Below are 16,832 nucleotides of genomic sequence, written 5' to 3' on the forward strand. Positions count from 1 at the left end.
AAAGCCCCCCATCCCCTCCCCAGCGCGCTTTTACCAGGGTAAGATGCAGGGACACGAGGCGACAACGCTCCCCAATGCAAGCGACGCGTGCATGGCTAACCTATGTTGTTTATTGAAATAATATGTAAAATTTGTGTTGGTAAGCCGTAGTCCGGAATTCTTTAATCCTCTCCGACAAGGACACGAGACATGAAGAAAAATTGCATCCTCTACGGCCCACCCGGCACGGGGAAGACCTGGCATACGCATCTGTATGCCGTGGCCATCATCGAGGAGCGCCCGTTGGAAGAGCTGAAGGGAGAGGATCCCGCCGCAGTGCGCGAACGTTTTGCGGCCTACCGGCAGCAGGGCCTCATCGAGTTCACGACCTTCCATCAGTCCTACAGTTACGAGGACTTCATCGAGGGCATACGCCCCGTCATCGAGGACGACGGAACCGAAACGGAAGGAAAGCTCGCCTACAGGGTGGAGGACGGCGTTTTCAAGCGCTTCTGCCAGCAGGCGGAAACGGAGACCTTCGCGGAATCCCTGCGCGAGGATCTGTCCGTGTTCGCCGGCCTTACCGTGAATCCGTCGCCGGTCATCTGGAAAGTCTCCCTTGCGGGGACCGGCGACAATCCCGTCCGGGCGGAATGTCTGGCCAACGGCCATATACGCATAGGCTGGGACGCCTACGGCGAGGACATCACGGAAGAGACTCAATTTACGACTGGCGGCAAGGGCGTTCTGGAGGCCTTCATCCAGAAGATGCGGGTGGGGGACATCGTCGTGTCCTGCTACAGCGAATCCATGACGGACGCCGTGGGCATCGTGACCGGCGAGTACGAATGGCATGACGAGTACCCGACCCACAAGCGCCTGCGCAAGGTGCACTGGCTGGTCAAGGATATCCGGCAGGACATCCTGGAGCTCAATAACGGCATCAAGATGACGCTCAGTACCGTGTATCAGCTCAAGAACGTCAACTTGAACGATCTTGCCGCCATCATCAGGGCCCACCTTCCCGCCCAGTCTCCCGCCCCGTCCCCGGTGCGGCGGCAAAACCGCGTCTTCATCATCGATGAGATCAACCGCGGCAACATCGCGGGCATCTTCGGGGAACTCATCACGCTTATCGAGCCGACCAAGCGGCTGGGCGCGGCGGAGGCCCTGAAGGTGCGCCTCCCCTATTCGCGGGCGGAATTCGGCGTGCCGGACAATGTCTATATCCTCGGCACCATGAATACGGCCGACCGCTCGCTGACCGCGCTGGACATCGCCCTGCGTCGCCGTTTCGCCTTTGAGCGGGTCGCGCCGGAGCCCGGACTGCTGGCGTCCATGCTGTTGGGCGACTCCGGCTATACGGTGGCCGACCTGCTCAGGACGATGAACAGGCGTATCGCCGTCCTCATCGATCAGGAACACTGCATCGGGCATGCCCCCTTTATGAACTTGCCCCAGGGGGAGGTTGCCGTGGATGCGCTTGCCGACATCTTCCGGCATGCCATCCTGCCGCTCCTTGAAGAATATTTCTTTGAGGACTGGCAGAAGATACGGCTGGTGCTCAATGACCAGCAAAAGCCGGATGCCGCGCATCAGTTCGTGGTGGCGAGCGATGCCGATGAAGAGCTTTTCGGACCGGAGTTCGCGCCGTCGGAACCGGGCTGGAAGATGAATCCGGCCGCCCTTGCCCGCATGACCGCCTATGTGCGGATAGTGGACGCTGCCGCCACCTGCACGGAAGCGGCCGAGGCGGATACCACCGCAAGCGAAACGGAAGGTGCGGAAGCGGACGGCGACGCCGCTCCCCACGAGCAAACCCCTTCCCGGACCTTTACGCCGCCGGAATCGCTGGAAGAGGCCATGCGGTGTGGTAAGATTTCACAAATAGAGGAATATGAAAACAATATTTTCGTTGAGTTTTTTATTAAAGGGAGATCGCCATACTATGCTGTCTATGAAAAAGCAACAGCAAGCAAAATTAAAAATCAAGTAAAGTTCTGCGAGAAACTTATAGCTTCCGATCCGCTGTTTCGCACGGTGACGCTGCCGGAAAGCTATAATACCTATAAATGCATCGGTGCGATCATGGCGATTCTCCACGACCGGCGGGCATGAAGATCATCACGGTTACGGAATTTGCCCGCCTGACCACGGAGGCGGTGGACGCGTCCCGGCTGGACAGGGCCTCGTTGCCTGTGGAGGACTTTCAGGCGCTTTGTCGGCTCAATGAGGGGCGGCAGGCAGGGGAAGCGCCGCTCGTGCGGATGCAGAGCCGGACGACGCTCTGTCTGTGCAACTATGTGGGCCTGCTCCAGACCTCGCGGGGAACATGTATCGAGATCCTGCCCAAAACGGCCGATGGCGTGGAAAGCGTGGAGCAGCAGCGCGGCCTGCTCCTGAAGATGCTGCGGGCTGTGTACCGCCTGCCTTGCCGCGAAAGCGGGCCCGCCGAGCTCCGCACGGCGCCCGGCCCGCTCCGGGAATGGCTGATCCGGCATTTTCTGGAAGAATTGCACGATCTGCTCAGGAAAGGGCTCTGTTTCCACTACAACCGCACGGCGGAGGAGAGGCCCTTTCTGCGCGGCAGGCTGGATGTGGGCAAACACATCGTCCAGCCGCCCCAGCGGCGGCACCTGCTGCCCATCCGGCATCATGTCTTTTCCGTGGACAGTCCGGAGCACAGGCTTTTGCGCAGTGCGCTCGATCGTTGCGTATCTGTGACGCAAGATGTGGAAAACAGCCGCCGCGCCATGCCCCTGCGCGCCGCGTTTGCGGAAGTGCGGCCCAGCCGCTGCGTGCCGGATGACTTCCGCCAGTGGCGCACGTCTCGCCTGACGGCCCACTATCAGCGCATACGCCCCTGGTGCGAGCTCATCCTCGGAGAAGAGATGCCCCTTGCCCTGGCCGGACAACGGCACGGCATAAGCATGCTCTTTCCCATGGAAACGCTTTTTGAACGCTATGTCGGGGCCTGCCTGCGCCGTCAGCTCGCCTCGGATGCACGGCTGTACGAGCAGGACAGGGGGCACTGGCTCTGCACATGGGCGGAACGTCCCTTTTTTGCCCTGCGGCCCGACATTCGCCTCCAGCGCGGGGGGAAGGTCTGGCTGCTGGATGGCAAGTGGAAAAAACTTTCCGGCAACATGGGCACGCATTTCGGCATCAGCCGGCAGGATGTCTACCAGCTCTTCGCCTACGGGCAGGCATGCTTGCGGGGAAAGGGCGATCTGGCCCTTGTCTATCCGCAGCACGCCGCTTTCCCGGCGTTGCACGCGCCGTTCTGTTTTTCCGACACGCTCCGGCTCTGGATCCTCGCCTTTGACCTGCACAACGGCAAACTGCTGCTGCCGCCGGACTGTCCCCTTGGAGAAGCGTTCGGCGTACAATAGAGCATTTTTAGTTTGAAACGCTTCGCGTTTCAAAGCATACGGCCTGGCGTTTCGCGGAAAAAGCGCGGCTTTTCCGCTCACGTTGGGCCGGGCGGCGCTGTGCGGCCGTCCCGCGCTCAGGGCAGGGCTTTCAGTCCGGCTTCGGCGATGCGGGTATCCTCGGCGGAATGCGCGCCGCCCACGCCGATGCCGCCGGCGACCTGTCCGGCGATGATGATGGGGATGCCGCCTTCCATGAGGCTCAGGCGGGCGTCGAGGTAGCGGATGTCCTCGGGGATGCGTCCCTCACGCACGCCTTGGGCGATGTCGAGGGTCCGGCGTTTTTGCGAGGCGGCGGTGAAGGCTTTCTTGTAACTGGCCTCGATGGTGTGGACTCCGGCGTCATGATGGCGCAGCACGGCCAGCGTCTGCCCCGATCTGTCCACGATGGTGATGCAGACGGCATGACCGTTGCGCTGGGCTTCGGCCGAGGCGGCCAGAAGCATCTTCTGGGCCTGTTCCATGCTCAGTACAGGCCGTTGCGTCACCGACGCCGCTTCTTCCGCCTGGATCTGCGTGCCGCCGCCGACGAGGACGGCCGTCGCCACGGCCAGACGGGCCAGCATCCGTTTCATGCCCCCCACCTCCTCAAAAAATGTGTCATGGTCACCGCACTTGCGCGTTATCCATGCTGGCCTTGAGGATGCTGCCCAGATGCTTGCGGGCCAGCTCCAGTTCGGCCTTGCTCACTTCCGGCATATCCTTGGGCCGGGCCATGCTGTTGCCGCCTTCTTCCACCATGACGAGGGCCGCGGCCATACGGCCCATGACGCAGAAAAAGCGGCGGGCATCCCAGCCCTTTTCCTTGACCCATTGAGCGGCCTTGTCGGAATAAAGGAAATCAGCCTTGCCCTTGCGCAGGATGGGGTGGGCTTCCTCCTTTTCCGTGCGGGTCCACTGCCGGAACTGCGGCAGCAGTTCCAGGAACTGGAACAGTTCCTTTTCCGTGACGTCCGGCTGCTTGTCATAGACGGACGATGCGGCGGCGGCCTGCGCCGTCAGCGGAGCGGAAAACGGCGCGCAGACCAGCATGGCGCACAAAAGAAGCTTGCCGGGAAAAGAGAGGCTTTTCATGAAACTCCTTGCCCGTTGGCGGGCGGATGGGGTGGGAACGAGCGGCAAGGATGCCGTGGTGCGGAGGAGGGTTCACGTCAGGCATCGTCATGCCCGCCGCGCACCACAAAGAGGAACAGGGGGCGCATAAGCCTGACGTGCGGGACTTCAGCACGACCTTTGCCGTCTTGCCGAAGCCCCGCACGATGATGAGCGTCGTTAATACGGGACCGCGCTGATCTTGGTGAGGCGGTCGAGGTTGTGGTAGGATTCCACATAGCGCAGCGTACCGGTCTTGCCGCGCAGCACCAGCGAATGGGTCACGGCATGGCGGGCGCTGTAGCGCACGCCGCGCAAAAAGTCCCCGCCGGAGATGCCGGTGGCGGCAAAGAAGCAGTCGTCGCTTTTCACAAGGTCATTGACCGTCAGCACTTCCCGCAGGTCGATGCCGGCATTGGTGATGGCTTCCTTCTCCACATAGGATTGCGGGTCCAGACGGGCCAGCATCTGGCCGTCCATGCCCTTGATGGCGCAGGCCGCCAGCACGCCTTCCGGCGTACCGCCCGTGCCCATCATGATGTCCACCTCGTTGCGCGGGTCCACAGCCATCAGCGCCCCGGCCACGTCGCCGTCCGTATGCAGCTGGATGCGGGCCCCCACGGCGCGGATGTCGGCAATGAGCTGCTTGTGCCGGGGCTTGTCCAGCACGAAGACCACAAGGTCCTGCACCTTCTTGTCCAGAGCCTTGGCCACGTTGGCCAGATTGACCGCCACCGGGGCGTCCAGATCCACCACGTTGCGGGCCTCGCCGGGAACTACCAGCTTCTGCATATAGAAGCTGGGGCCGGGATTGAACATGCTGCCGCGCGGAGCCACCGCCACCGTGGAAATGGCGTTGGGACGGCCAAAGGCCAGCAGGCTCGTGCCTTCCACCGGATCGACGGCCACGTCCAGCTGCGGGCCGTCGCCGATCCCCACATGCTCGCCATTGTACAGCATGGGGGCATTGTCCTTTTCCCCCTCGCCGATAACCACTATGCCGTCCACATGCAGGGTGGAGAAGCTGTTGCGCATGGCATCAACAGCCGCGCCGTCGCCATCTTCCTTGGCGCCCCGGCCCAGCCAGCGGGCGGAAGCCAGCGCGGCGGCCTCGGTGATGCGTACGATGTCCAGTGCAAGGTTTTTCTCCGGTGCTTCAGCCATGACAACATCCTCCAGATATGAATAGGCCCGCACGTCACGGGCGGAACGATTCTAGCGCAGGCCGCAGGGCGCTTCAAGCGGAAAGAACGGGAACGCTGCCGGGCGTGCGGGCGTTTCGGGCGGGGGGAAGGAAGGGGGCTTTTTTGCAAAAAAGCCCCCTTCCTTCCCCCCCGCACCCCCCATCCATCCCGCAAAAAACTTTGTCAGGGAGGATGGCGGGGAGGGGGTTCCCGCCAGGGCGCACCCTGACCGATGGTCCCCCGGTGAGGCGGCGTCTTCTTTTTTTGTGGCGTGGATGGCGGTTGTTGTCCGGCGGGGGGAAGGGGCTTTTTGCAAAAAAGCCCCTTCCCCCCGCACTCCCCATTCATCCCGCAAAAAACTTTGTCAGGGAGGATGAAGGGGAGGGCGTTCCCGCCAGGGCGCACCCTGACCGATGGTCCCCCGGTGAGGCGGAGTCTTCTTTTTTGGTAGCGCGGATGGCGGCTCATTTGTTTGTCATGCCGCCGGGGGACTGCCGGACGAGGGATGCCTTGGGTGGAGCGGCGTCCTGTCATCGTTCCCGGCAAGAGTTTTTGAAGGGGAAAGGGGGCGCGGGGGAAAGGGGGGACTTTTTGCAAAAAGTCCCCCCTTTCCCCCGCAAAAAAACGTCCAGCCCTGCTTGCTATCCGCCCTTGGGCATGCGGTAGCGGCCGGCCATGGGGACGGACCAGCCGGGGCCGAAGGGGACGCGGCTGACGAAGAGGGCGGGCGGGGACTGGCGGCGTTTGAATTCGGATGTGAAGAGCCGCCGCCGGACCTCGCGGGAAAGTTCGCCGTCGCCGTCGGGATGGCCGTCTTTTTCCCCGAGGGCGGAGCTGGCGAGCAGGCCTTCCAGCACGGGGTCGAGCTGATCGTAGGGGGGGAGGCTGTCCTCGTCCTTCTGGCCGGGACGCAGCTCGGCGGAGGGGGCCTTGTCGAAAATGGCGGTGGGGATGATCTCCTGTCCGCGGGAGGCGTTGTACCAGCGGCCCACGGCGTAGACTTCGGTCTTGGTCAGGTCGGCGATGACGGCCAGCGCGCCCACGGCATCCCCGTAGAGGGTGCAGTAGCCCATGCCGCCTTCGCTCTTGTTGCCGGTATTGAGGATGAGCGCCCGCGCACGGTTGGCCAGGGCGGCGAGCAGGCTGCCGCGGATGCGGGCCTGTATGTTTTCAAAGGTGAGCTCCCCTTCATACGGGGGGAAGCACTCCAGCCCCGGGGCAAGGCTCTGGCGGTAGCAGTCCATGAGCGGCTCGATGGGCAGGGTGACGGTCTTGACGCCGAGGTTGGCGGCCAGGGCCAGACTGTCGTCCACGGAGCCCTTGCTGCTGTAGGGAGAGGGCATGAGCACGCCGAAGACGTTTTCGGGCCCGAGGGCTTCGGCGGCCACGCTGCAGACGAGCGCGGAGTCCATGCCGCCGGACAGGCCCACGATGACGCGTTCGCCGCCGCATTTGCGGACGAAATCGCGTACGCCGAGGGTCAGCGCCCGCCAGACGGCCTCCTCGATGCAGGAGGCCAGCGGCTGGATGTCGTTGTTTTCGGGAGCGGCGGTGTCCACCACCAGCACGTCTTCGGCAAAGGCCTTGCCGCGCGCGATGAGCTGCCCGGTGGGATCGAAGGCCAGACTTTGGCCGCTGAAGATGCGGTTATCGTAGCCGCCGGTAAGGTTGACGGAAAAGAGATGGATATGGTGGCGGGCCGCCACATGGGAGAGCAGACGCTCGGCCATGCCTTGGGAGCCGATGCTGAAGGGGGCCGCCGAGAGATGGACGATGGCGTCCACGCCGCGCTGGATCAGCTCCATGAGCGGGCTGTGCCCGCTGGCGTACTGGATCTTCCAGAACGCGCCGTCTTCGGTGGAGGAGTCCTCGCAGAGGACGACGCCCACGCGCCAGCCGCCCACGGAGATGAGGCCGCAGGTCACGCCCCGGTCGAAATAGCGGGATTCCACATCCTGTCCGCTGCTCTGATAGACCTTGCGGGAAACGGGCTGCCACTGCCCTTTGTGCACCAGCACCCCGGCGTTGGAGAGCAGCTTTTCGTCGTAGGAGCTGGCCACGGGCGCGCCCACCAGCAGCGGCGGGCCGTCCCGCAGGGCCTCGGCCAGACGGTCGAGCCCGGCCCGGCAGCCCTGGGCGAAGTCGTCGGCGCGCAGGAAACTGCCCGGCCCGGCCCCGCACAGGGCCAGTTCCGGCGTTACGCAGAGGTCGGCGCCGCGGGCGGCGGCATCGCAGGCGGCGGCCACAATGCGCTCCACATTGCCGGCCACGTCGCCGGTAACCACATTACATTGCAGCATGGCGATCTTCATGGGAACTATCCTTGGTCATCCTTGTTGAGCAGGGGAACAGCCGGGCGTTGCGTCCTGCGGGCGTGTTCCGGTGGGAAAAGGGAGCTGCGTTTTTAGCGCGTTTTGCCAAGGAAAAAGGCAAAGCGCGAAGCGACGGCACAGCGACGCCAGCCCAAAGCGAGCGGAAAAACGCGTTTCTTCCGCGAAACGACAGGCCGTATGGTTTGAACCTGAAAAAGCTCCAAGTGGCTCAATACCCATTTTACAAATAATTCCATAGGATAAAAATTGTCTGTACATGTTGTTTGCGTTTGAGTGCGGGGTTGCCTCGTCTCCTTGACTCTTTCCCCGGCAAAAGCGCGCTGGGGAAGGGATGGGGGGCTTGGGGGGAAGGGGAACCCCTCCCGCGCTGGCGGCGACCGAAAGGCGGCCCAAAGGGCCGTGTCCGTTAGGCGACAAAGGAGCCTTACGGACATCGACAGCAGAGCGAGGGGTTCCCCTTCCCCCCAAATAACCAGCGAATAGCACAACAAATCTTTGGCGGCGCGCGTCAGCCCAGCAGGCCGTGCAGCGGGCCGCCCGGCCCGGCCAGCGCTTCCACCCGGCGGATGGTCTGCGGGTCCTCTTCCAGCGGCGGGGCGTGGAAGGGTTTGCGGCGGGCGTCCAGCACGAGCGGGGCCTCACAGCCCCAGTGACGGGCATGGGTGCGCCCGTGGACGCCGTAAACATCCGTTGCCGGGTCGGAGCGAGTAAAGGCCACCCACAGCCAGTTGGACGGCGAGGCCGCGCAAAAGGCCGCATCGTCGCAAACGGTCACGAGGGGGAAGGCCTCGCGCCGGGGCCAGCGGGCCAGGGCCTCGGTAAGCGCCTCCATGCGCGGGTCCGGTTCGTTGGGGCCGAGATCATGGTGCGGCCCGCGCAGGACGAGCAGGCCGGGCCCGGCACAGCGTACGTCGTCGAAGCCTTCCGGCAGGTCGGGCAGATCGCCCAGATCGTCCGGGCCGTTGCCCAGACGCCGCACGGGTTCGCCCGCGGCGGCCCAGATGAGGCGCGAGCCTTCGTTGAGGCCGAGGCCCGTGTAGTCCAGGGTATCCGTGGTCGTGCGGGTGAGGAAATGCAGGTCCCGGTCAAAGTGCGTGCGTTCCAGCAGATGCCGCAGAAAGCCCATGACGTCCCGCGCCGAAAGGCCGGGCGCATCCTCGTGCGCGACCAGCAGGACGTATTTTGCCAGCGCGGTCTGGGTGGTTCCCAGCAGATGCAGGGCCGCGGTGAGCAGTTCGCGCGGGCGGCGCTGCGCCTCATAGGGGGTGTAGCGTTCGCTGCCCACGGCCAGCAGCAGCGGATGCACCCCGGCCGCGTCCACGGCATGCACCTCGCGGATGCCCTCGAAGACCTGGGGCACCAGCGCGCCGGTGAGCTCGTGGATGAAGTCCCCGAACACGGTGTCTTCCTGCGGGGGGCGGCCCACCACCGTGAACGGCCAGATGGCGTCGGGCCGGTGATGTACGGCCGTCACCCTGAGTACCGGGAAATCATGCCGCAGGCTGTAGTAGCCGACGTGATCCCCGAAGGGACCTTCGGGCTTGCAGTGCGGGAGGATGTAGCCGCTGAGGCAGAAATCCGCCTCGGCCAGCACGGGCAGCGGCAAACCGGGGACGCGGGCCATGTCCACGCGGCGGCCGCCCAGCAGCCCGGCGAAACGCAGTTCGGAAAGGCCCTCGGGGAGCGGCATGACCGCCGCCACGGTCAGCGCCGGGGGGCCGCCCACAAAGACATGCACCGGCAGGGGGCGGCCCTTTTCCAGCGCGGTCGCGTGATGGACGCCGATACCGCGATGGATCTGGTAGTGCAGGCCCACCTCGTCCTCGGCGTAGTCGTTGCCGCCGAGCTGGACGCGGTACATGCCGAGATTGGAAGCGTCAAGGCCGGGACGGGCCGGATCTTCCGAGTAGACCAGCGGTAAGGTGATGAAGGGGCCGCCGTCCTGCGGCCAGCTGACCAGGCGGGGCAGATCGGCCACCCGGCAGCTGTGGGACAGGACAGGGACCGGGCCGCCGCGGCGCAGGCGGGGCAGCATGTGCCGCAGGGCGGGGAGCAGTCCCAGCGAGCGCAGCGGATGCCGCAGGGCGTCGGCGGGATCGGCCTTGGCGGCGAGCACGCCCTCCACGGCGCGCAGGCTGTGCCGGAAGAGGAAGTGCAGACGCTCGCGAGTGCCGAAAAGATTGCCCAACAAGGGGAAGCGCGACCCCTTGACCCGGGTGAAGAGCAGGGCGGGCGCTTTGGCGGCGAAGGCCCGGCGCTGGATGGCGGCCAGTTCCAGATGGGGGTCGATCTCCGCGTCGATGCGGACAAGGTGCCCCGCGCGTTCCAGATCGGCCACGCATTCCGCCAGACTGCGGTAGCTCATGCCCTTTCTCCGCCGCCCGGCGTGCCGGGCGCATCCGGCTGGATGGGGGCAAGGGCGCGGCGTCCGGCCAGCACCTCACGGAAATGCTCGAGGATGATGCCGTGGTCGAAGCAGAGCGGCGCGGGCAGGGCGTCCAGGGGATACCAGGCGGCCCGGGCCGCGTCGTCCCCGGCGCACAGCTCTTCGGGATGGGCGGTGCGCCCGACGAAGACCGTGCTCATGGTGTGGCGGCGAGGATCACGCCAGGGCGCGGAATAGACGCCCAGCAGGCCGGTCAGCTCCACGTCGAGGCTGGTCTCTTCCTTCATTTCTCGGCGGGCGGCGGCTTCGGCCTGTTCGCCGTCGTCGATGAAGCCGCCCGGCAGGGCATAGCCCAGCGGTTCGTGGCCGCGTTCGATGATGACCACGCCGCGTTGCGGATCGTGGATGATCACGTCCACCGTGGGCGCGGGATTGGCATAGATCTCATAGGCCTGATGACACAGGGGGCAGGTGACCGTCTTTTTCATGCTGACCTCGTGACAGGGGCTGGTCCGCCAGGCCGCGACGGCCCGCAAGCGCTATCCCCGGCAGGCAAAGCCCGCCGCCCGCAGGGCCTGCGCGCTGACGGCTCCGGCCCGCAGCAGACGCAGCCCGCCGTCCGCCAGCGGTTCCACGATGCTGGAGGGTTGGCCGCCCTGCGGTTCCGGCCCGGCGTCCAGCACGCCGTCGTAGGGGCCGTCCAGCGGGGCCAGCAGTTCCGGCGGCAGTTCCCGCGCCAGCCGGGCGGCTGGCCGGCCGCTGAGATTGGCGCTGCTGCAGGTCAGGGGCGCGCCCGCTTCCCGCGAGAGCCGGGCCGTGAGCGGATGCGGCGTCAGCCGCACGGCCAGCTTGCCCGTGGGGCCGCGGACCTGATCCGGCAGGCGGGAGGCCGTCCCCGGCAGGGGAGAGAGCAGTACGGTGAGCGGGCCGGGCCAGAACTGTTCCAGCAGGCCGCGCGGGGCCTCATCCAGCCGGACGAGGGCCGCAAGCTGACCCATGCCGCCCGCCAGCACCGGCAGGGGACGCTGGACGGGACGCCGCTTGAGCTGATACACCCGCCGCACCGCGTCCGCAGCGAACAGCGAACAGCCGAGCCCGTAAAAGGTTTCCGTGGGGAAGGCCCAGACGCCGCCCGCCCGCAGGGCGGCCGCGGCCTCAAGCGGGTCGGCGCTGACGCGCGGGCCCCGGGACGGGACTGGCTGTGGGGCGGGATCAGACGGAAAAGAGGGAGACATGGCAGGCAAACCCTTGCGTATCCTGTGTGTGGGAAAGATCAAGACCGCCTTCTGGAAGGCGGCCGCCGAACATTACGGCCAGCGTATCCGGCGCTGGCGGCCGCTGGACGTGACGGAAGTGCGCGACGGGGACGCTTCCCTGCCCGTGCCGCGCCGCAACGAGCAGGAGGGCAAACGTCTGCTGGAAGCGCTGACCCCGCAGGACATCCCCCTCATCCTCGACGAGCGCGGCGCGAGCCTGACCTCGCCGCAGTTCGCGTCCCTGCTGCAGGACCTCGACCGCCAGGCCGCCGGGCGGCCCTGTTTCATCATCGGCGGGCCCTTCGGGCTGGATGAACGCATCCGCGCCGCGGGTCGCCGCACCCTCTGCCTCGGCCCCATGACCCTGCCGCACGAGCTGGCCCGCGTCCTGCTGCTGGAACAGCTCTACCGGGCGGAATGCATCGCCCGCAATATCCCCTATCATCACGAATGAGTCGGAAGGCCGGGGTGAGAATTTTGTTGGGGGGAAGGGGGGCCCCTCCGCTCTGCTGTCGATGCCTGTAAGGCCTTACGGCCTAACAGGCACGGCCCTGCGGGCCGCCTTTCGGTCGCGCTCTGCTGTCGATGCCTGTAAGGCCTTACGGCCTAACAGGCACGGCCCTGCGGGCCGCCTTTCGGTCGCGCTCTGCTGTCGATGCCCGTAGCTTCCTGCGTCATAACGGGCCCGGTCCTACTGACCGCCCACTCCAACTTTTGTCCGGACGGTGCTGTCCCGTCGTCTTTTGTTTTGCCTTTTTCAACGTCAAAACGCTCCCTGACAAAAGCGCGCTGGGGAAGGGATGGGGGGCTTGGGGGGAAGGTTTTCGGAAACGCCTTTTCTCGCTTAGCTACGAAAAGGCTGGGCCCTCCCGCGCCGGCGGAGGGGTTCCCCTTCCCCCCAAAAAATACGCTACTGCGCCAAAGCTCCTACAGCACCTCGTAGATGCGGGCGAAAACGTTGTCGTACACCAGCTTGAAGTAGGGGGAGAAGCGGGTGTCCTGCGGCGAGGCCAGCAGGAGCTGCACCATAAGGGAATTGTAGATGCCGCTGTCGAGCACGAGCTTTTCGCCGGTGACCCGGTTGAAGAGGCAGTGCACGTTGCGGCGGCTGTTCAGAAAGACGCTCTGCTCTTCCGGGGTGGCCTGCGGGTGGGCGTCGGCCCATTCCTGTACGTAGTCGCGGGTGACGACGCCCGTTTCGTCAAAGACGCTGATGCTGGCCGTATGGATGGGAGCCGGGCTGCCTTCGAGCTGCACGGCGCCTTCCTTGAGATTGTAGGCCAGCGCCCGCGTGACGATGGACATGGCCCCGCCTTCGCCCTCCTTGGTGCGGAAGTTCCAGCTGCCGAAATTGCTGATCCAGAAGCCCAGCCGCAGCATCTCATAACTGACGACGAGGTACTGCTTGCCGCGCGCCTCCACCAGCGGGGTGTCCGGCGAGCGCAGCTTGTCCATGAGGGCCTGTGCGGCCTCGCCGTCCAGCCCGCGGAAGACGTCGTCCGCCTCGCCGCCCTTGAGGGCCGTGTAGCGGATGAGCTGGCGGGCAAAGCGGGCATTGTCCGTGGCGAAGACCGCGGCGGGCAGGTAGAGCCACGGGCCGTTGTGCAGCGCGCCGTCGGCGATGGTGGCGCGGCGGGCGAAGTGGTGGGCCGCGTAGCCCCAGTCCCACCAGAGCCAGAGGGTGCTGTCCTTGGGGGTCACGTCCCGCGCGCGGGTCAGGGCGTCGGCATGGCGGCGGTTGATCATGGGGCCCTGGGACATGTCCTGGATGATGCCGGCAAAGGGGGCTACCAGCAGGCCGATGAGCAGGGCCGAGGTCACGAGGCCCGCCACCGCGCCGCGCAGGCTGTCCCGCAGGATGCGCTGGAGGATCCAGTAGAGCGGCAGGGTCAGGCCCACGGCCACGATGGGCGCGCCGAACATGACCATGCGTCCGCCCATCTTGGTGCTGAGCAGGCCCAGCGCGGCCAGCGGCAGCAGGAAGAGCGCCCCCGGACGGCGGATGAGCACCCAGACGAAGCCCACGAGCCCCAGCAGGGCGGCTTCCATCCAGGGATGGAAGTAGGAAAGAAGGGCCATGAGGCTCAGGTCCTGCACTTCGGTGATGGACTGGGCCACCGAGGGGTAGACGAGCACCGTGCCGGCGGCGGTGGCGGCGGCGTCGCCCGATCGTTTGGCATAGGCGCCGAAGTGGTAGATCAGCGTGCTCAGGATGCCGCCGCCCAGCATGAGCGCGGCCACGCCCGCCCAGAGCAGGAGCAGGACGAGCGGACGGCTGAGCCAGGCGCGCAGCGTGCGGGCCCATTCCGTGCGGGCCATGCCCGCCACCAGGATGATGGCGCAGCCCGCAAGGCCGGGCAGACCGGCCAGCGCCGGCAGGGCATAGGCCAGCGAGCCGAGCAGGAGCAGGCCGCGCCGTCCCTGCGGGGCCATGACGAGGCTCATGAAGGCCAGCAGGCCCACATTGTAGCGGATGAGATAGGGGAAGACGGAATGCCACTCCTGCGACCACCAGGAGATGAGGCCGGAGAGGGTGAGCAGGATCACCCAGCGCTTGCGCAGCGGATAGCCGAGGCGGACCTCCGGCGGGGCCTGCGAGCTCAGTATCCGGCGGGCCATGCCCCGGCCGGAGGTATGGATGAGCCGCTTCAGCAGGGTGTGCGGCAGGAGCATGTAGCGCATGGCCCAGCAGGCCGGGGCCAGCGTCATGAGCAGGGGGAAGAAGAGAGTGACGAGGTCGGTATCGTAATAGCCCAGCAGCGTCCGGGCCAGGAAGCCGGGCGCGATGGTGGTGATGAGCCCGGCCGCCATGCCGGCCTCCATGCTGCCCAGCGCCCAGACCCAGACGAAGACGATGAGCGCCACCAGCGTGGAGAGGATCATGGGGAACCAGAAGGCCACGGCGGCGGGATAGGTCCCCAGCAGCGAGGCCATGCCCTGGAGCATCTCGGCCATGGGATGGCCCACGGCCAGCCCGATGCCCTCGGCCCCGGCCACCCAGTGATAGGCGTCGTTGGTGGCGAGCAGCCATTCGCTGCCCAGCCGGTATTCGGGGTTCTGCCAGCAGGGCCATTCCAGCAGGCGCAGGATGAAGGCCAGCCCCACGGTCACAAGCGCCCAGATGAGGCCGCGCAGCCAGAAGCGGGCCCGCTGCCGGCTGTTCAGCGCATCGCGTACGGCTTCCGAGGCGGCAAGGCCTTCGGACAGGGGATCGGGAGAGGTCTCGATCACGGTCATTCCTCGCGGGAAGAGGTATCGGGGGACGGCAGGGGGGCGGAGGCCGCGCGGGCCGCCGCGCAGTCAGGGCGGACCGCCAGGAAGCGGCGCGTCTCCCCGGCGGGAGAGGCGGCTTTCGCGGGACGGCGGACGTTGTAGTCCCGGTCCATGACGCGCTCCCAGCCCGGGGGCAGGGCGGCGGGCAGCCGGTTGCAGAGCAGGATGACCAGACCGTCGGGCGTCAGGTGCGGCGCGAGCAGCGGCAGCAGGGTTTCCGGCGGCATGAAGGCCCGGCTGATGACGCAGTCCGCCCCGCGCGGCTGCGTGCCGAAAAACTGTTCCACGCGTCCCCGGTAAACATGCGTCCGGGGCAGGCGCAGGCTGCACAGCATGCGGGAGAGGAAGAGGGCGCGCTTTTCGCGCGCTTCCACCAGCCAGTAATCCCCCCGGTCCCAGACCATGCGCAGGGGGATGCCCGGCAGGCCCGCTCCGGAGCCGAGGTCCCAGTGCAAGGGGGCCTCGGGCAGGGGAAGATCCGCCAGAAAGGCGGCCAGATGGAAGCTGTCGCCCGCCAGATTGGCGAGCGCCTCGCGCCAGTCGCGGGCTCCCACAAGATTCATGACGCTGTTCCAGCGGATGAGTTCCGTCAGATACAGCCCCAGCGGCTGGAGGGCCTGCTCCGGGACCGTCAGGCCCGCCTGACGGGCGCAGGCCGCCAGCGCCTCGGGCGCGGGAGGGACGGAAGGGGGGGCGGCCGCCGGCCGGGCCGAGCGGGCGGACGGGGCCGTCCGCGGCGTTGCGGACGCGGGGCCGCCGGTGCCGGACGGGCCGGAAGACTGCCTGCCGGTACGGGTGCGGCTGCCGTGTGGAGAACGTTTCTGCATGCCGTCCTCATATCCTTGAGCGGCGGGACTTGCAAGCCGGGGCCGGATAACGTAAAAAAACACCCTTCACATTTTTTTGCCGACAGGCATGGAGAAACAGCGATGAAGAACGCCATTGCCCTGCTCTTCCCCGGACAGGGATCGCAGGAAGCCGGCATGGGGCGCGATCTGGCCGAGGCCGACAGCGCGGCCATGCAGCTCTGGAAGCGTGCGGAGGCCATCAGCGGCCTGCCCCTGCGGGAGATCTTCTGGGAAGGCGACGACGCCGCCATGAGCGATACCCGCGCCCTGCAGCCGGCGCTGACCGTGGTGAACCTCAACCTGTGGCGGGCGCTGGCCGGGCGCGTGCAGCCCGTGGCCGCCGCCGGGCACAGTCTGGGCGAATTCGCCGCGCTGGCGGCGGCGGGCGTGCTGGACGAGGAAAGCGTGCTGCAGATCGTGAGCCTGCGCGGCCGCCTCATGGCCGAGGCCGACCCCGACGGGCGCGGCGGCATGGCGGCCATCCTCAAGCTGAGCCTCGAACAGGTGGAAGGCGTGGTGCGCGAGGCCGCCGAGGAGAGCGACCGGCCGCTCATCATCGCCAATTACAATACCCCCGGGCAGTACGTCATCAGCGGCGACAAGGAAGCCGTGGCCCTTGCCTGCGGCAAGGTCCGTCCGCTCAAGGGGCGCGCCGTGGAGCTCAAGGTCAGCGGGGCGTTCCACAGCCCGCTGATGGAAAAGGCCAACCGCGAGCTGGAGCCGCTGCTGCGCAAGGCGGTGTGGCGGCGTCCGCGTTTCGCCGTCTACGCCAACCTGCACGGCAAAGGTCTCACGGACGGGGAAAGCCTCAAGGAAAGCCTGCTGCTGCAGATGGTGTCCTCCGTGCGCTGGATCGAGACCGTCCGCCAACAGTATGCCGACGGCGTGCGCTGCTGGCTGGAGCTCGGCCCCAAGGCCGTGCTCGGCAAGATGGTGGGCCAGTGCCTCGATCAGCTGGACGAGGCCGCGCGTGCCGAATTGCAGGTCATGCTCGTCAATTCCTGTGAATCCTTGGAAAATTTCAACATCTAGCCCTCGTGGCGGGAGTTT

At 66.3% G+C, this 16,832-nt stretch carries 14 protein-coding genes; 5 read left to right on the forward strand and 9 right to left on the reverse strand.

Features of this window, described 5'->3' with window-relative positions; all coding sequences use genetic code 11:
• Positions 1 to 189 precede the first annotated feature (189 nt).
• Together Q0K12_RS08905 and Q0K12_RS08910 are read left to right on the forward strand one after the other, a co-directional pair.
• On the forward strand, positions 190 to 2,097 hold the full coding sequence (locus Q0K12_RS08905; RefSeq protein ID WP_297262106.1) for an AAA family ATPase: 1,908 nt from the start codon (positions 190 to 192) through the stop codon (positions 2,095 to 2,097).
• A complete protein-coding gene (locus tag Q0K12_RS08910) occupies positions 2,094 to 3,371 on the forward strand; it encodes an McrC family protein (RefSeq protein ID WP_297262107.1) in 1,278 nt (425 codons plus the stop codon). The genes Q0K12_RS08905 and Q0K12_RS08910 overlap by 4 nt, the downstream gene beginning before the upstream one ends.
• Positions 3,372 to 3,487: 116 nt before the next feature.
• Here Q0K12_RS08910 and Q0K12_RS08915 read toward each other — a convergent pair whose 3' ends face one another.
• The 4 genes from Q0K12_RS08915 to Q0K12_RS08930 form a co-directional block, all read right to left on the reverse strand.
• Positions 3,488 to 3,985, reverse strand: a complete 498-nt coding sequence (locus tag Q0K12_RS08915; RefSeq protein WP_297262109.1) for a heme-binding protein — start codon at positions 3,983 to 3,985, stop codon at positions 3,488 to 3,490.
• A 31-nt stretch (positions 3,986 to 4,016) separates the two neighbouring features.
• Positions 4,017 to 4,484, reverse strand: coding sequence for a serine/threonine protein phosphatase (locus Q0K12_RS08920; protein WP_297262111.1), 468 nt, complete (start codon positions 4,482 to 4,484; stop codon positions 4,017 to 4,019).
• Between the two features lie 198 nt (positions 4,485 to 4,682).
• Entirely contained in the window at positions 4,683 to 5,666 is a 984-nt protein-coding gene (gene glpX / locus Q0K12_RS08925; protein WP_297262114.1) for a class II fructose-bisphosphatase, read from the reverse strand.
• A 661-nt stretch (positions 5,667 to 6,327) separates the two neighbouring features.
• Positions 6,328 to 7,998 (reverse strand): NAD+ synthase, encoded by a 1,671-nt coding sequence (locus tag Q0K12_RS08930; protein ID WP_297262116.1) that lies wholly within the window; start codon positions 7,996 to 7,998, stop codon positions 6,328 to 6,330.
• An 11-nt stretch (positions 7,999 to 8,009) separates the two neighbouring features.
• Here Q0K12_RS08930 and Q0K12_RS08935 point away from each other — a divergent pair, with 11 nt between their 5' ends.
• The gene (locus Q0K12_RS08935; RefSeq protein WP_297262118.1) at positions 8,010 to 8,249 is read left to right on the forward strand and encodes a hypothetical protein; all 240 of its coding nucleotides are present in this window, start codon (positions 8,010 to 8,012) and stop codon (positions 8,247 to 8,249) included.
• Between the two features lie 278 nt (positions 8,250 to 8,527).
• Here Q0K12_RS08935 and Q0K12_RS08940 read toward each other — a convergent pair whose 3' ends face one another.
• From Q0K12_RS08940 to Q0K12_RS08950, 3 genes are read right to left on the reverse strand one after another with little or no spacing between them, the layout of a single operon-like run.
• On the reverse strand, positions 8,528 to 10,384 hold the full coding sequence (locus Q0K12_RS08940) for a UbiD family decarboxylase (RefSeq protein WP_297262120.1): 1,857 nt from the start codon (positions 10,382 to 10,384) through the stop codon (positions 8,528 to 8,530).
• Positions 10,381 to 10,893: an NUDIX hydrolase gene (locus Q0K12_RS08945; protein ID WP_297262122.1), complete on the reverse strand. Its 513-nt coding sequence runs from the start codon at positions 10,891 to 10,893 to the stop codon at positions 10,381 to 10,383. Before Q0K12_RS08945 ends, Q0K12_RS08940 begins: the two co-directional genes overlap by 4 nt.
• A 51-nt stretch (positions 10,894 to 10,944) precedes the next feature.
• Positions 10,945 to 11,640: an L-threonylcarbamoyladenylate synthase gene (locus tag Q0K12_RS08950; protein WP_297262125.1), complete on the reverse strand. Its 696-nt coding sequence runs from the start codon at positions 11,638 to 11,640 to the stop codon at positions 10,945 to 10,947.
• Here Q0K12_RS08950 and Q0K12_RS08955 point away from each other — a divergent pair.
• A complete protein-coding gene (locus Q0K12_RS08955) occupies positions 11,639 to 12,115 on the forward strand; it encodes a 23S rRNA (pseudouridine(1915)-N(3))-methyltransferase RlmH (protein WP_297262127.1) in 477 nt (158 codons plus the stop codon). The two genes, Q0K12_RS08950 and Q0K12_RS08955, sit on opposite strands and share 2 nt — an antisense overlap.
• A gap of 473 nt (positions 12,116 to 12,588) precedes the next feature.
• On the opposite strand, the gene Q0K12_RS08960 is transcribed toward Q0K12_RS08955, so the two are convergent.
• Together Q0K12_RS08960 and Q0K12_RS08965 are read right to left on the reverse strand one after the other, a co-directional pair.
• A complete protein-coding gene (locus tag Q0K12_RS08960) occupies positions 12,589 to 14,892 on the reverse strand; it encodes an STT3 domain-containing protein (protein WP_297262130.1) in 2,304 nt (767 codons plus the stop codon).
• A 2-nt stretch (positions 14,893 to 14,894) separates the two neighbouring features.
• The gene (locus Q0K12_RS08965) at positions 14,895 to 15,761 is read right to left on the reverse strand and encodes an RsmG family class I SAM-dependent methyltransferase (RefSeq protein WP_297262133.1); all 867 of its coding nucleotides are present in this window, start codon (positions 15,759 to 15,761) and stop codon (positions 14,895 to 14,897) included.
• Positions 15,762 to 15,863: 102 nt separating this feature from the next.
• Between Q0K12_RS08965 and Q0K12_RS08970 the strand changes: the two genes are divergently transcribed.
• The gene (locus Q0K12_RS08970; protein ID WP_297262135.1) at positions 15,864 to 16,814 is read left to right on the forward strand and encodes an ACP S-malonyltransferase; all 951 of its coding nucleotides are present in this window, start codon (positions 15,864 to 15,866) and stop codon (positions 16,812 to 16,814) included.
• The last annotated feature ends 18 nt before the right edge of the window (positions 16,815 to 16,832 follow it).

Source organism: uncultured Desulfovibrio sp. (genome assembly GCF_944324525.1).
Taxonomy (GTDB): Bacteria; Desulfobacterota; Desulfovibrionia; order Desulfovibrionales; family Desulfovibrionaceae; genus Desulfovibrio.